Below are 13,821 nucleotides of genomic sequence, written 5' to 3' on the forward strand. Positions count from 1 at the left end.
GATCACAGGCCGACCCTATCTCCCGCAACGGGTACGCCGTCACGCGCCACAGGTGTACAAAAGCGGGCGCGGACTTTCTCCGAGCCACCGCAGGGGTACGCGCTGACATGGCCCTCGACCTGAACAAGCTGGAGCACCTGATCGCGGTCGCCGAGGAGGGCAGCATCACCCGCGCCGCCGCCCGCCTGCACCTGTCTCAGCAGGCGCTGTCCACCTCCGTCCGCGTCCTGGAGCGCGAGGTGGGCGTCCCGCTGCTCGAACGCACGGCGACCGGCGTCTCGCTCCTGCCCGCGGGCGCCGCCCTCGCCGAGGACGCCCGCGCGCTGCGCGGCGCCGCGCACTCCGCCCTCCAGCGCGCCCGCCGCGTCGGCCGCGGCGAGCCCGAGGTCCTGCGGCTCGGCCACACCCCCGCCGTCACCGGGGAGGAGGCCATCGGCCTGCTGCGGCAGGTCGCCGCCGCCCACCCCGATCTGGCGACCGACGTCAACCAGCGCTACCCCGCGGAGCTGGCAGAGGCCCTCCTGGCCGGGGATCTCGACATCGGGCTGTGCCGGGCCATGGCGCCGCCGCGCGGCCTCGCCCGCACCACTCTGGGCCACCAGCCCCTCCACCTCGCGGTCGCCGCCGGCCACCCCCTCGCCGCGCGGGAGTCCGTGCCGCTGTCCCGGCTGGCCGGGCAGCGCTTCGTCGTCTGGGGCAGGCCGGGCCACTCCGGCTACACCGACCTGCTCATCGGCCACTGCCGCGCCGCCGGCTTCGAACCCGACATCGAACGCACCGCACTCCAGGGCACCCCGCCCGTCACCGCCGTCATCGGCACCGACCGCTGCGCCTTCGTCACCACGCCGCCGGGCCCCGCGGCCGGCGGCGCCGTGCGCATCCTCGCCCTGGACCCGCCGCCGTACGCGCCCCTGCACGCCCTGTACTCCCCCCGCACCACGAGCCCCGCCAAGGACGCCTTCCTCGCCACCGCGCTCCTGTGAGCCGACAGACGCCCTCGGCCGGCGCCGGACGCGCCACTGGTGCCTGTCAGGCACGAGGCCGTTTCGCCGGAACCGCGGCGCTGGGCCGTGGGCCCTCTTGTGCTGCGGAGGAAGTGCAGATCCGGGGACACGTCGGCATTGCGGACCGAGCCCTGCTCCTCGGCCTCTCGATCAGTCACCCGGGACGACACTTCCTCCCCAGCTCACTGGCTCGCGAGGCTTTCCCAGGACAGATGCGTCTGCAGCGCGTGCGTCCAGTACCCCTCCACCCCTGCTGGATCGGCCTGCCCCACACTCTCGGCGACATCACCGGAAAGGGGTACAGCATGCCGGACTCAGGCATAGTCAGGACGCGTCATGCCGTCCATGTGACGGCCGACCCGAAGGCCGTGTACGAGCTGATCGCCACGGCAGAGGGCTGGCCGTACGTCTTCCCTCCCACAGTGCACGTGGAGCGGCTCGACGGGAACAGCCGTTCGGAACGGCTGAAGATCTGGGCGTTCGCGAACGGCGAGGTACGGTCCTGGACCTCCCGGCGTGAACTGGACCCCTCGGCACTTCAGGTGACGTTCCGCCAGGAGATCTCGTCGGCGCCGGTGGCCTCCATGAGCGGGGAGTGGATCGTCGAGGAGGCCCCCGGCGGTTCCAGCGTCGTGCTGCTGCACGACTTCACGGTCGTCGACGACGACCCGGGGGCGCGGGAGTGGGTGCAACGTGCCGTCGACACCAACAGCAAGGCCGAGCTCGCCGCGCTGAAGTCCGCCGCCGAGTCCCTCGGTGCCGAGCCTCGGGCGCTGTTGTCGTTCGCCGATCACGTGGACATCGCCGGGCCGGCCGAGGCCGTGTACGACTTCCTGTGGCGGGCCGACCTGTGGGAGGAGCGGCTGCCGCACGTCAGTCGGCTGGTGCTCACCGAGCCGGGAGAGGATCTGCAGACGGTGGAGATGGACACCCGGGCCGCCGACGGTTCCGTGCACACCACCACATCGGTGCGCGTCGGCTTCGGGCCTGACCGGCTCGTGTACAAGCAGACCCGGGTGCCCCCGCTCATGCGCGCGCACACCGGCCGCTGGGCCGTGGAGTCGACCGGGAACGGAGTGCGTGCCTCCTCGCACCACACCGTCGTCCTGCGCCCCGACCGAGTGAGGGAGCTGCTGGGCGTGGACGCCACGCTGGACACCGCGCGGGATCTCGTACGCAACGCGCTCGGCGGGAACAGCACGGCCACGCTGACACTGGCGAAGCAGGCCGCAGAACGGGCAGCGGCCCACTGACCGTGCGGAACGCGAGGGGCGGGCCCCGGTGGACTCCGGGGCCCGCCCCTCGCGTTCGCATCAGGAGCTTCAGGCCCGCGAGAGCTCCGTGTTGACCAGTTCGACAAAGGCCCGCGGGGTCTCGGCGCGGTCCAGCTCCTCGTCCGGCAGGGACACCCGGTATTCGCGGGTGACACGGCTCGCAACCTCCAGCAGGGCGAGCGAGTCGTAGCCAAGGTCCGTGAACGACACGTCAGCGATGTCACCGCTCAGATCGACCGCTTCGTCCTCGCCGGCCGACTCGCGCAGAATACGCGTCAGGTCGTCAAGGCTCAGTGCCGTGGTCCCGTTGGCGCTCATGTCAGTTCCTTCCTGTCGTAGCGGATGCTTGTCGTAGGGGGCGGGTCGTGCCCCATCAGTCCGCGGTCGTGACGACGGCTGCCGCGTTGAAGCCGCCCTCTCCGCGGGCGAGTACGAGCGCCGCGTCGCCGCGCAGCCGGCGGGCCTCGCCCGTCACCAGGTCGATCGGGCAGTCCTTGGCGACGCAGGTGACGTGTGCCGTGGGCGGGATGCGGCCGTCCCGCAGGCAGAGCAGGGCCGAGACCAGGTCGAGGGCTCCTCCGCCGGCGTAGAGGCGTCCCGTCTGTGCCTTGGGCACGGTCACCGGGACCTTCCCGGAACCGAACACCGCGGTCACCGCGGCTGCTTCGGACCGGTCCGCCGAGGGCACGGCGGCACCGTCCGCGAAGACGACGGCTATGTCGGAGGGCCCCAAGCCGGCGTCGGCGAGGGCCCCGCGTGCGGCCCGTGCCAGACCGTCGGCGGCCGGGGAGTCCGGGTCGGGATCGAACGTGGCGGCGTACCCGTCGAGTCGGCCGTGGAGCCGCGCGCCTCTTTCCCGGGCCGCCTCGGGGTCTTCCAGGACCAGGTAGGCGCCGCCCTCACCGGGGACGTGTCCGGCGGCGGCCTCGTCGAAGGGCAGGTAGGCCCGGTCCGGGTGGTCGGCGGTGCTGAGCCGGCCGGAGCTGAGCTGTCCCGCCAGACCGAGGGGGCACAGGGCGCCGTCGACGCCCCCGGCGAGCATGACCTTCGTACCCTTGCGGATCTGGCGGCGGGCGTGCCCGATCGCGTCCAGCCCCCCGGCCTGGTCGGTGACGACCGCGCTGCTCGGTCCCCTGAGCCCGTGCCGGATCGCTATCTGACCGGTGTTGACGGCGTAGAACCATGCGAAGGACTGGTAGGCGCTGACGAACTGGCCGCCCTTGCTCCACAGGTTCTGCAGTTCACGCTGGCCGAACTCGAAGCCGCCCATCGAGGAGGCGGAGGCGACGCCCGCCGCGTACGGCGGCAGGTTTACGAGGTCGAGGCCGCTGTCCCGGAGCGCTTCATCAGCGGCGTACAGCGCGAGCCGGGTCATGTGGTCGGTCTGCGGAAGCAGCCTGCTCGGAATGTGCTCGGCGGCCTCGAAGCCGGGTACCTCGCCGGCGAGGCGCGCGAGGTAGCCGGAGGCGTCGAAGCGGGTGATGGCGGTGATACCGCTGCGGCCCTCGACGGTCGCCGCCCAGTGGGCATCCGTGCCGAGTCCGGTGGGGGCGGCGACGCCGAGCCCGGTGATCACAGGTGCGGACGCAGTCACGCTGCGCTCCTTTCGGGGCGGGCGAGCACGACCGCGCTCTGAAAGCCGCCGAAGCCGCTGCCGACGCTCAGGACAGAGTCGACACGCGCCTCGCGGGCGGTCACCGGCACGTAGTCGAGATCGCACAGGGGGTCGGGCTCGTGGAGGTTGGCGGTCGGCGGGATCAGACCGTTCTCCATGGCGAGGACGCTCGCGACGAGTTCGAGGGCGCCGATCGCGCCGAGCGAGTGCCCGATCATGGACTTGACCGAGCTGACGGGAACCCGGTACGCGTGCTCCCCCAGCGAGGTCTTGAACGCGGCCGTCTCGTGGCGATCGTTCTGCTTCGTGCTGGAGCCGTGCGCGTTGACGTAGTCGACGTCCTCGGGCGTGAGCCGGGCCTCGGCCATGGCGACGCGGATCGCCTCGGACATCTCGGCGCCGTCCGAACGCAGACCCGTCATGTGATAGGCGTTGCTTCGGGTACCGAAGCCGGCGACCTCGGCGTAGATGCGGGCTCCGCGCCGCACGGCGTGATCCAGCTCCTCCAGGATCAGCACCGCCGCACCCTCACCGAGGACCAGACCATTGCGGGTTTTGTCGAAGGGGCGCGAGGCGTGCTCGGGGTCGTCGTTGCGCGGCGTGGTGGCCTTGATGGCGTCGAAGCAGGCGAGGGTGATCGGGGATATGGGCGCGTCGGTACCCCCCGTGACGACGACATCGGCGCTGCCCTCACGGATCAGGTCGGTGCCGTGGCCGACGGCGTCCAGGCCCGAGGTGCAGCCGTCGGACACGAGCGACACCGGGCCCCCGGCGCCCACCTCGCGGGCGAGTTCCGCGGCGAGGGAGCTGGGCACGAAGTGGTCGTAGAGACGCGGCACGGCGTACGCGGGGTCGACGAGCCACCGGGCGCCCCCGTCACTGAGCACGATGTACTCCGTTTCCATCGAGGTGGTGCAGCCCACCGCGCAGCCGAGCGCCACGCCGGTGCGCTCGGGGTTCGGTCTCGTGACGTCGAAGCCGCTGTCCGCGAGCGCCTCCCGGGCCGCGACGAGCGCGAACTGGCCCGCCCGGTCGAGCCTGCGCTCCTCCTGCGGGGACAGTCCGGCCGCGGCGGGTGAGAAGTCGCATTCCGCGGCGACCTGCGAGCGGTACGGCGAGGCGTTGAAGAGGGAGATGGCACGGGTGGCCGTCCGCCCGGTCGACAGCAGATCCCAGTACTGCTTGATCCCTGTTCCCCCGGGCGCCACCGCACCGATTCCGGTGATGACGACGCGTCGTTGCATGGGCATCCTCACTCGCTGTCGGCGGGGACCGGTGTTCCGGCCCCCGGTCGTGACCGTGGCAAGGCGGTCTGGAGATCCGCTGGAGCGGGCCCGGACACCGCGGGCGGGTTCACCAGCACCGCGAGGGCCTTCTCGAAGGCCGCGTACTCGGTGTCCGCGTCGGCGGGACGGGCGGGCAGCAGCGCGAGCGCCCCGGACGCCCCCCGGGTGACCCACGGATGGCGCCGGGCCAGCGCGGTGAGCCCCTGGCCCGGCCCCGCCTCGACGAGGACGACGTCCCGCTCGGCCAGCAGGGCGTCGAGGGCCGGCCCGAACAGGACGGGCGAGGCGGGCTGAAGCGCCCAGAACCTGGTGTCGCGGGCCTGTTCGGGCGTCAGGAGCCCGCCGGTGTAGGCCGAGTACAGCGGCAGGCGGGGCGGGCTCGGCCGTACCGAGGCGAGGAAGGGCAGGCCGCGCAGGGCCGCCTCGGTGAGCACCGGACTGTGAAAGGGGTTGAGGGCACGGGCCCGCCGGGTGGTGAAGCCGTCGGCGCGCAGCTTCTCCTCGGCCAGGCTCAGGCCCTCCTCAGGCCCGGAGAGAAGCACTTGGCGTGGCCCGTTGACGGCGCCGACGACGACCTCGCCCGTCGTGTACGGGACCATCTCGTCGGGTCTCGCCAGGACCGCGAGCATGCCGCCCGCCGGGGTGTCAGCCAGCTGGGCGATCCGGTCCGCCATGACACCGACGGCACCGGCGAGGTCGAACACCCCGGCGAGCGTGGCGGCGGCGACCTCCCCGACACTGTGGCCGAGCAGCGCGGCGGGCCGCACCCCGGCATCGAGGACCGTGCGGCCGAGCGCCCAGTCCAGGGAGAACAGCAGGGGCTGGGCGACGTGCAGGTGATCGGCCTCGGGGCCGGGGCGGCCGGCGAGCCAGTCCGCGCGCAGGTCGAAGCCGTAGTCGCGCCACAACTCCAGGGCCTGGTCCATGCGTTGACGGAACCCGGGATGTGCGTGATACAGGCCGACGCCCATGCCGGGCTGCTGCGCGCCCTGGCCGGGGAACAGCAGCGCGGTCGGCGGCGGTGCGGTCACGGCGGACCTCCTCTCCTTCGGGTCCCGCCCATGGTGGAAGCGCGGGCTGGAGGATGGCTCGACCCGGGGGACAGCGTGCGCGCCGACGGCTCCAGCCGCTCTGGACCACTCGTCCACCGGCGGGCCGGAGTGTGGGTGATGGCGGAGGCACGCGACCCGTCGCCCCCGCTGCACCGCGGTCAGTTCGAAGGCCGCCGGTTCCGGACACCCTCCGGACCGGCGGCCGTCGGCGTCCGCACGGGGATTCCCCCAAGAGACAGCCGGTGAAAGGGCATCGGGAGATGAGGTATGAAGACCTGCACATCGCCGGAGCAGCCCTGCACGTGGAGGACACCTGCTCCGTCGACCAGGCACTGCGCGAGGGCCTGTGCGACGAGCGGACAGCCGCGAGCGGCGCCGTCGAGTCCGTGGCGGTGTCGGCCGGCGGTTCGGCGCCCGAACTCGCCGTGGCGGCGGCACGGCACGTGCTGGAACGTACAGGCACGCAGGCCACCGACATCGACCTGCTGCTGCACGCCACGGTGCAGTACCAGGGGCACGACCTGTGGGCGCCCGCTTCGTACATTCAGCGGTACGCGGTCGGCAACCGGTGCCCGGCCGTGGAGATCAAGCAGCTGTCCAACGGCGGCATGGCCGCACTGGATCTCGCGGCCGGCTATCTCAGCGGGGCGCCGGGCAGAAGAAGCGCGCTGCTGACCACGGGCGACGTGTTCGGTGAGCCCGGTTTCGCGCGCTGGCGAAGCGACCCCGGCACCGTGTACGGCGATGCGGGCACTGCGGTCGTCCTCACCCGGGGACGGACGGGGCTGGCCCGGCTGCGGAGTCTGGTGACCGTGTCCGACGCGGATCTCGAACAGATGCACCGTGGGCGGGATCCGTTCTCCCGGGTGCCGTTCGCACTGCGGCAGCCGATCGACCTGGGCCTGTTGCAGCGGACGTTCATTGAGGACACCGGACGTTCTTACAGCGTGGCCCGGATCACCGCGGGACAGGACGAAACGCTGAAGCGCACCCTTGCGGAGGCTGACTGCACGCTCGCCGACGTCGCATGGTTCGTCCTGCCGAACTTCGGGCACGGACGACTGAACTCGACCTTCCTGCGTCGCTGGAGCATCCCCGAGGAGCGCACCACCTGGCCGTGGGGCCGGTCGGTCGGTCACCTCGGTGCGGGCGACCAGTTTGCCGGACTCGCGTTCCTGGCCGAGTCCGGCCGGGTCAGGCCCGGCGACCTGTGCCTGCTGTTCGGGATCGGCGCCGGGTTCACCTGGAGCTGCGCGGTGCTGGAGTGGGAAGGCTGACCGCCGTTCAGGCACGAGTCGTTCAGGGAGTGGGCCCGGGGTTGATCCGTGCGGCGGGGACGGCGGCCGCCCGCAGGTGCCACTTCTTGAGGATCCTGTCGTACGTCCCGTCCTCGATGAGGTGGTCGACCGCGCCCTTCAACGGCCCGGCCAGCAGTGACCCCTTCTTGACCGCGAGGCCGACGTTCTTGCGTTCGATCTCGTTGAGGTAGCGCAGGCCCGGCTGCTGGGTCGCCGCGTAGCGTAGGACACTCGACGAGGTCATGAGCACGTCGACTCGGCCCTGGCGCAGGGCCAGGAAGTGAGCGGCGGCATCGGGGTACGTACTGATGCCGATGGGTTTGCCGCCACCGGCGACGCAGGTCCTGCTCGCTGTCTGCAGTTCGGTCTCGAACGTCGTCCCCGTGCCTGTGCCGACCTTCAGCCCGCACAGCTGGGCCAGGCTCTTGACCTGCTTGAGCGCACTGTCGTCGCGTACGGCGAAGCCGGAGCCGTCGGTGAGGTAGAGGACGAAGTCGAGGACCTGTTCGCGCTCCTCGGTGACGGCGAGGTTCGCTGTGCCGACCTGGTAGTGGCCGGCGTCGAGGCCGGTGATCAGGGAGGCTCCGCTCACGTGCGCGCGCCGCACCTTCAGCCCGAGAACGCGTGCCACAGCGTCGATGACGTCGATGTCCACGCCCCGCGGTGGTCCCCCGTCCTCGGGGCTGAAGGCGATGGGTGGCACTCCGATGGCCGAACCGACCCGCAGCACACCTGACTTACGGACTTCGGCGGGCAGCGTCACCGACAGCTCGGCGTCCTTGTGGACCGCCGACACCACGTCCTGGGCGCCGAGTTGGCGTGCCTGGGCGTCCTCGGGAACGTCGTCGGCGGCACCGCAGCCGATGAGCAGCAGCGGCAGCAGCAACGCCGTAAGAACCGTCCCGAGGCGGGCACGGCGGGTGGTGGGGAGAACGGGGTGGGCGGATGGCATCGGTCTCTCCTCGTGAGAGCGGTGAGGGATGTGCCGGGGGCGCCTAACGCGGGTCCAGGAACCGGATGGTGCGGTCGTGCCGGGGAGCGTCGAAGACCGTCTCGGGCGGACCGGTCTCCACGATCACGCCGTTGTCCATGAAAACGACCTGGTCGGCGATGCTCCTGGCGAACCGCATCTCGTGGGTAACGACGACCATCGTCATGCCGCCGTCGGCCAGCGAGCGGATCACCTGGAGGACATCGCCGGTCAGTTCGGGGTCGAGTGCGCTGGTGGGTTCGTCGAAAAGCATGGCCCGGGGCTCCATGGCGAGGGCGCGCGCGATGGCGGCGCGCTGCTGCTCGCCGCCGGACAACTGGTGCGGGCTCGCCTCCTCCTTCCCGCCGAGTCCGACCCGGGCCAGCAGTTCGCGGGCCCGTTCTTCGGCCGTTCCCCGCCGCAGTCCGAGGACCGCGCGCGGCGCCTCGGTGATGTTGTCGAGGACCGTCATGTGCGGAAAGAGGCGGAAGTTCTGGAAGACCATGCCGATCCGGGACCGCTGGCGGGATACGGCCCGGCGCGAGCGCTCGTACAACTGGTCGCCACGCCACTCGTATCCGACGAGTTCACCGTCTACGGTGATGCGCCCCGCGTCGATACGCTCCAGCCGGTTCACACAGCGCAGCAGTGTGCTCTTGCCGGAACCCGAAGGGCCGATGACGCAGGTGACCGTGGACGCGGGAACGGTGAGGGAGATGTCGTCGAGCACCATTCTGGTGCCGAAGGACTTGCGAACGCCTACTGCCTCGATCATGGCCGGGCTCCCGGGGCGTAGCGGCGTTCGACGAAGTACTGGACGATGCCCAGCAGGGTGGTCAGCAGCAGGTACCAGAGCGTGGCCACCAGCAGCAGCGGGACGACCAGGTAGTTGCGGTTGTAGATGAGCTGGGTGGCGTACAGCAGGTCCTGGACGGCGATGACACTGACGATGGAGGTGCCTTTGAGCAGCGCGATGACCTGGCTGCCCGCGGGGGGCAGGATCGCCGGCATCGCCTGCGGCAGCACGATGCGCCGGAAGATCCGCCAGCCGCTCAGCCCCATCGCCTCTGCGGCCTCGGTCTGGTCCCGGCCGACGGACAGGACGCCGGCCCGTATGATCTCGGCGAGTTGGCCCGCCTCGTGCAGGACGAGGCCGATCACGGCGGCGATCAGGCTGCTGATCGTCCGCTCGGTGGAGAACTCGGTGAAGGCCGGGCCGAAAGGGATGCCCAGCGACAGCTTCGGGTACAGCAACGAGACGTTGTACCAGAAGAGGAGTTGGACCAGCATCGGCACCGACCGGAACAGCCAGGTGTAGCCCCAGCTCAGCGACACGAGGACCGGGTTGGCCGAGAGCCGCATCACGGCGAGCACGGTGCCGAGGACGAAGCCGCCGGTGAAGGCCACGGCCGTCAACCACAGGGTGGTGCCGAGCCCGGCCAGCACCGTGTCGGCGGTGAAGTACCGGGTGACGACGTCCCAGCGGAACGCGTCATTGGTGGCGAGGGCGTTGAGTGCCATGGCAAGCAGGACCAGCCCGGCCGCGGCGGCCACCCAGCGCGCCGGCCGGGGCCGGGGCCGCGCGAACGCCGCGTCGGCCCCGGCCCCGGCCCGCCCGGAGCCGCCGGCGAGTTCCTTGCCGGGATCGGTACGGAGGGAAACCATCGACGGTCCCTCAGTCGTTGGTCTGGTAGTACGGCAGGACCTGTTCGGCGAAGAGGCGCATGGTGCGGGCGGACTCCTCGAACGGCATGGCGCCGGAGATCACCTGGAGGCTGACGGTGCATTCGCCGAACCAGACGCGGAGGTCGTCGATCGCGGCCCGTACCTCGGCGGGCGTGCCAACCAGCGCCTTGCGTTCGGCGACGGCACGGTCGAAGTCGCCCTTGCCTGCCCGCTCGACGATCTTCTCGTACCCGGGGTAGTCGGTGCTGCGGGTCTCCCTCCAGGCGGACACGGCGGAGGCGAGGGCCTGGTTGGCGCGGTCGGAGGCGAGCTTGCCCTTCTGCCTGGCTGCCTGAGCGTCCTCGGCGATGTAGCAGCTGTAGCTCATGTGGACGTCCTCCTCAGTGGGCTTGAACCCGGCGGCCGAGGCGGCGTCGCGGTACAGGGCGAGCGTCTTCTGCACCTGCTCCCGCGGGTTGATGGATGGCACGAGCATCACGCCGTACCCGGCGCGGCCGGCGGCCTCGGCGGACGCGGGTGTCTTGGCCGTGGCGACGAGGATGCGCGGATGCGGGCGCTGCCAGGTGCGGGGAAGCAGCGTGAGCGGCCCGAAGCGGTGGAAGCGGCCCTCCCAGACGACGTCCTCCTCCGCCCACAGGCGACGGCATGCCTCGACGCCCTCGTCGAAGCGGGCCCTGCTCTCGTCCATGGACACTTCGAAGGCGGTGAACTCCTCGGGCAGGAAGGCCCGTCCGAAACCGACGTCGAGCCGGCCCTGCGAGATGTTGTCGAGCATGGCGAGCTTGCCGGCGAGCTTCAGCGGATGCGTGAAAGCGGGCAGTACGGCACCGGTGATCAGCCGGACCCGGCGGGTGCGGGCCGCGACGGCGGCGAGGAAGGTCACAGGATCAGGGCTGTAGCCGCCGTACTCGTGGAAGTAGTGCTCCACGGTCTTCACGTGGTGGAAGCCGAGCGTGTCGGCGAGCTCCGCCAGTCGCAGCGACTCCTCGAAGTGTTGCCCCGCGGACTTCTCCGCCGGGCCCACGGTGGGAAAGAGGTTGATGCCGAACTTCATGAGACCCCCTTGATCTGTGATGGCCAGTCGGGCGCGGCGTACGCGGACAGAGCGGGTCCCGGCAGGTGGATGTAGTCCCGATGGTGGTAGAGCATCGGGACGCGGCCCGACACGGCCGCGTCCTCTATCCGGCCGAACAGGACGCAGTGGTCGCCGGCCGGGATCTCCCGGAGGACCGCGCACTCGGCCACCGCGCTGACGTGCGGTGCGGGCAGCAGGGGCGCCCCCGAGGCACGGTCGGACGACCGCCAGTCGAGCCCTTCGAACTTCTGGGTGCTCTTGCCGGCGAAGCGCTCCGCAAGCTGTTCGGTGTGCACGGCGAGGAAGTTGACCGCGAAGCCGCCGGAGTGCCGGATGGCCCGCAGGGTCCGCGACTCCCTGCCGAGGCAGACCAGCAGCAGGGGCGGCTCTTTCGACAGGGAGGTGACGGCGCTGGTGGTCAGGCCACTGGGCCGGCCCTCCGGATCCAGTGCGGTGACGACGCACACCGCGGCCGGGTGCGCGCTGAACACCGCTCGGAAGAGTTCGTCATCGATCGCCATGGTCCGTGCCTCCTCCGTTCCGCGCCAAGGCTGGCCACGCACCCTGGAGGCCTGGTCCATGCTCCCTGGAGGCGTCCTCCGCCACGGGGGTTCCGGACACCTCCCGGAGGACCTTCGCGAGCAGCGCCGTGGCGTTGCGGTGCAGCGGGAAGTCCGTACCGGGCGGCAGGATCCCGCTGTCCTCGAGGAGCCGTGTCACGCGCGCCGTGACGACGCAGAACCGGTAGGCGGCGAACACCTCGTGGTACGGCAGGTCGCGGGCCCGGCGTCCTGTGCCGCTCTCCCAGCGCGCCACCGTCGTGGCCCGGTCCGGTAGTCCGGCAAGGCGCGCGGCACCGATGCCCTCGCTGAGGTGGCGGTCCATGTGCAGATACCAGGCGAGATCGGCCTCGGGCGGGCCGAGCGCCGCCATCTCCCAGTCGAGCAGCGCCGCGGGCCGGGTGCCGGAGTAGATGATGTTGCCGATGCGTGCGTCCCCCCACAACAGCGCAGGAGGTCCCGCGTCGTCGGGCTGGTTGCCGCGCAGCCAGTCCAGCGCGGTCGCGGCAGTGACGTTGTCACCCGCGCCGTAGAAGTCCAGATAGTGGGTGAAGTGCCGCAGCAGCCGGCCGGTACCCGGGCGGCCGAACTCCGGCCGGTCGAGGAATTCGAGCCCGAGCGCCCGGGGGTCCAGCCGGTGTATGGAGGCGAGCGCGTCCACTCCCCCGTTCCACACCTCGACGCGTGCCGCTGGCCCAAGGTCGGTGAGCCAGCCCTGGCGGTGGTACGAGGGCAGGTCGGCCGGGACCTGGCCGTCGACGCGCTCCATGACGAGGAACGGGGCGCCAAGGAACTCCGCGGACGGCTCGTCCCACAGCACCTTCGGCACGGGCAGCCCGGTGTCGCCGAGCGCGCGCAGGAGACGTACCTGGTCGGCCCAGAAGTCCTCGGGGAAGACGCGGTGTCCGGTCGGGGCGACGCGGAGGGCGAGGGGCTCGCGGTGGCGGACGCCGGCCACCGTCCACTCCGCGTCGAGAAGCAGGATCTCTCCCGAGAAGCCGACCTCCTTGGGCACGGTGACGGGCCCGAGTTCGACGGCGTCGATCTCCGCCGAGCGGGTGCCGAACCAGTGGGTGAGCACGGCCCGGGTCAGGTCGGGGTCGCGTTGCAGTGGTACGGGCACGGGGCCTCCTCAGGCCGGTCGACGGCCGGGGACGGCCAGAGCGGGGACAGGCATGCTGCCGCCGTCACGGATCACGGACTGCAGACGGCGGACGACGGGCCCTGGTGCGACGCCCAGGTCCTGGACCAGCCGCTGGGTGAGCCGGGTCGCGGTGTCGAGGGCGTCGCCCACCCGGCCGACCTGGTAGAGGGCGGTCATGTAGCGGGCGTGCAGGGGTTCATGCGTGGGGTGGCCGCGCGTCAGTACCGCCAGCTCGGGCAGGACCTCGCGATGGCACCCGAGGCGCAGCCGTGCGTCCAGGTATGCCTCGTGGACTTCGAGCCGGCGCCGTTCCCAGTGGGTGACCGCGGACTGAAGTACCGGGCCCGTGCGCACGTCGGCGAGGACAGGTCGGTGCCACAACGCGAGGGCGCCGCGCAGTAGTCCGGCGACCGCCGCGTCGTCGCCCGCCGGTGCCCGGCCCGCCCGCTCGACGAGGTTCTCGAAGCGCAGGAGGTCCAGTTCACCGGGGCCCACGACCATCAGGTAGCCCTGGCCGACGGTCCTGAGCCGGGCGCGGGCTGCGGCGCGAGAGGCGACGGACGGCAGCCGGGCGAGCAGCCGCCGCACATGCATGACGTACGTCTGGAGCGTGGTCGCCGCGCTGAGCGGCGGATGGCCGCCCCAGATCTCGGCCACACAGGTGTGGGTCGGCATGACCTGGTTGGCGTGGAGCAGCAGCAGGCCGAGCAGCTGCCGCTGTTTGGGCGCCGTCGGCAAGTGGCGGCCGCCGCCGTCCGTGAGGGACAACCCCCCGAGCACGCCGAATTCCATCGTGGTTCCTCTCTTCTCCGGTCTTCTTCGGCTGCTCCAGTCGCCCTCCACCGGCAGGCGGCGCA

Annotated in this window: 14 protein-coding genes; 3 read left to right on the plus strand and 11 right to left on the minus strand. The window is 71.5% G+C overall.

The window, feature by feature from the left end:
- Positions 1-107: 107 nt before the first annotated feature.
- Both AB0910_RS27725 and AB0910_RS27730 read left to right on the plus strand, forming a co-directional pair.
- Positions 108-983: a LysR substrate-binding domain-containing protein gene (locus AB0910_RS27725; protein WP_366747398.1), complete on the plus strand. Its 876-nt coding sequence runs from the start codon at positions 108-110 to the stop codon at positions 981-983.
- 326 nt (positions 984-1,309) lie between these two features.
- Entirely contained in the window at positions 1,310-2,257 is a 948-nt protein-coding gene (locus tag AB0910_RS27730; protein WP_366747399.1) for an aromatase/cyclase, read from the plus strand.
- 69 nt (positions 2,258-2,326) lie between these two features.
- Here AB0910_RS27730 and AB0910_RS27735 read toward each other — a convergent pair whose 3' ends face one another.
- Genes AB0910_RS27735 through AB0910_RS27750 form a run of 4 tightly spaced genes read right to left on the minus strand, consistent with a single transcriptional unit; the run spans position 2,327 to position 6,210 of the window.
- A complete protein-coding gene (locus tag AB0910_RS27735; protein WP_366747400.1) occupies positions 2,327-2,596 on the minus strand; it encodes an acyl carrier protein in 270 nt (89 codons plus the stop codon).
- A 55-nt stretch (positions 2,597-2,651) separates the two neighbouring features.
- The gene (locus tag AB0910_RS27740; RefSeq protein WP_366747401.1) at positions 2,652-3,872 is read right to left on the minus strand and encodes a ketosynthase chain-length factor; all 1,221 of its coding nucleotides are present in this window, start codon (positions 3,870-3,872) and stop codon (positions 2,652-2,654) included.
- Complete coding sequence (locus AB0910_RS27745; RefSeq protein ID WP_366747402.1) at positions 3,869-5,137, minus strand: beta-ketoacyl-[acyl-carrier-protein] synthase family protein; 1,269 nt, start codon at positions 5,135-5,137, stop codon at positions 3,869-3,871. The genes AB0910_RS27740 and AB0910_RS27745 overlap by 4 nt, the downstream gene beginning before the upstream one ends.
- 8 nt (positions 5,138-5,145) lie before the next feature.
- The gene (locus AB0910_RS27750) at positions 5,146-6,210 is read right to left on the minus strand and encodes an acyltransferase domain-containing protein (RefSeq protein ID WP_366747403.1); all 1,065 of its coding nucleotides are present in this window, start codon (positions 6,208-6,210) and stop codon (positions 5,146-5,148) included.
- Positions 6,211-6,533: 323 nt separating this feature from the next.
- Here AB0910_RS27750 and AB0910_RS27755 point away from each other — a divergent pair, with 323 nt between their 5' ends.
- Positions 6,534-7,508, plus strand: coding sequence for a ketoacyl-ACP synthase III family protein (locus tag AB0910_RS27755; protein WP_366747404.1), 975 nt, complete (start codon positions 6,534-6,536; stop codon positions 7,506-7,508).
- Positions 7,509-7,530: 22 nt separating this feature from the next.
- Here AB0910_RS27755 and AB0910_RS27760 read toward each other — a convergent pair whose 3' ends face one another.
- The 7 genes from AB0910_RS27760 to AB0910_RS27790 form a co-directional block, all read right to left on the minus strand.
- Positions 7,531-8,415: an ABC transporter substrate-binding protein gene (locus AB0910_RS27760; protein ID WP_366747405.1), complete on the minus strand. Its 885-nt coding sequence runs from the start codon at positions 8,413-8,415 to the stop codon at positions 7,531-7,533.
- A 109-nt stretch (positions 8,416-8,524) separates the two neighbouring features.
- A complete protein-coding gene (locus tag AB0910_RS27765) occupies positions 8,525-9,274 on the minus strand; it encodes an amino acid ABC transporter ATP-binding protein (protein ID WP_366747406.1) in 750 nt (249 codons plus the stop codon).
- Complete coding sequence (locus AB0910_RS27770; RefSeq protein WP_366747407.1) at positions 9,271-10,164, minus strand: amino acid ABC transporter permease; 894 nt, start codon at positions 10,162-10,164, stop codon at positions 9,271-9,273. The genes AB0910_RS27765 and AB0910_RS27770 overlap by 4 nt, the downstream gene beginning before the upstream one ends.
- Positions 10,165-10,174: 10 nt before the next feature.
- A complete protein-coding gene (locus AB0910_RS27775) occupies positions 10,175-11,239 on the minus strand; it encodes an LLM class flavin-dependent oxidoreductase (RefSeq protein WP_366747408.1) in 1,065 nt (354 codons plus the stop codon).
- Positions 11,236-11,781 (minus strand): flavin reductase family protein, encoded by a 546-nt coding sequence (locus AB0910_RS27780; RefSeq protein ID WP_366747409.1) that lies wholly within the window; start codon positions 11,779-11,781, stop codon positions 11,236-11,238. Before AB0910_RS27780 ends, AB0910_RS27775 begins: the two co-directional genes overlap by 4 nt.
- A complete protein-coding gene (locus AB0910_RS27785) occupies positions 11,768-12,943 on the minus strand; it encodes a phosphotransferase family protein (RefSeq protein WP_366747410.1) in 1,176 nt (391 codons plus the stop codon). Before AB0910_RS27785 ends, AB0910_RS27780 begins: the two co-directional genes overlap by 14 nt.
- Before the next feature lie 9 nt (positions 12,944-12,952).
- Positions 12,953-13,756, minus strand: a complete 804-nt coding sequence (locus AB0910_RS27790) for an AfsR/SARP family transcriptional regulator (RefSeq protein WP_366747411.1) — start codon at positions 13,754-13,756, stop codon at positions 12,953-12,955.
- Positions 13,757-13,821: the final 65 nt, after the last annotated feature.

Source organism: Streptomyces sp. NPDC047002 (assembly GCF_040704505.1).
Classification (GTDB): domain Bacteria; phylum Actinomycetota; class Actinomycetes; order Streptomycetales; family Streptomycetaceae; genus Streptomyces.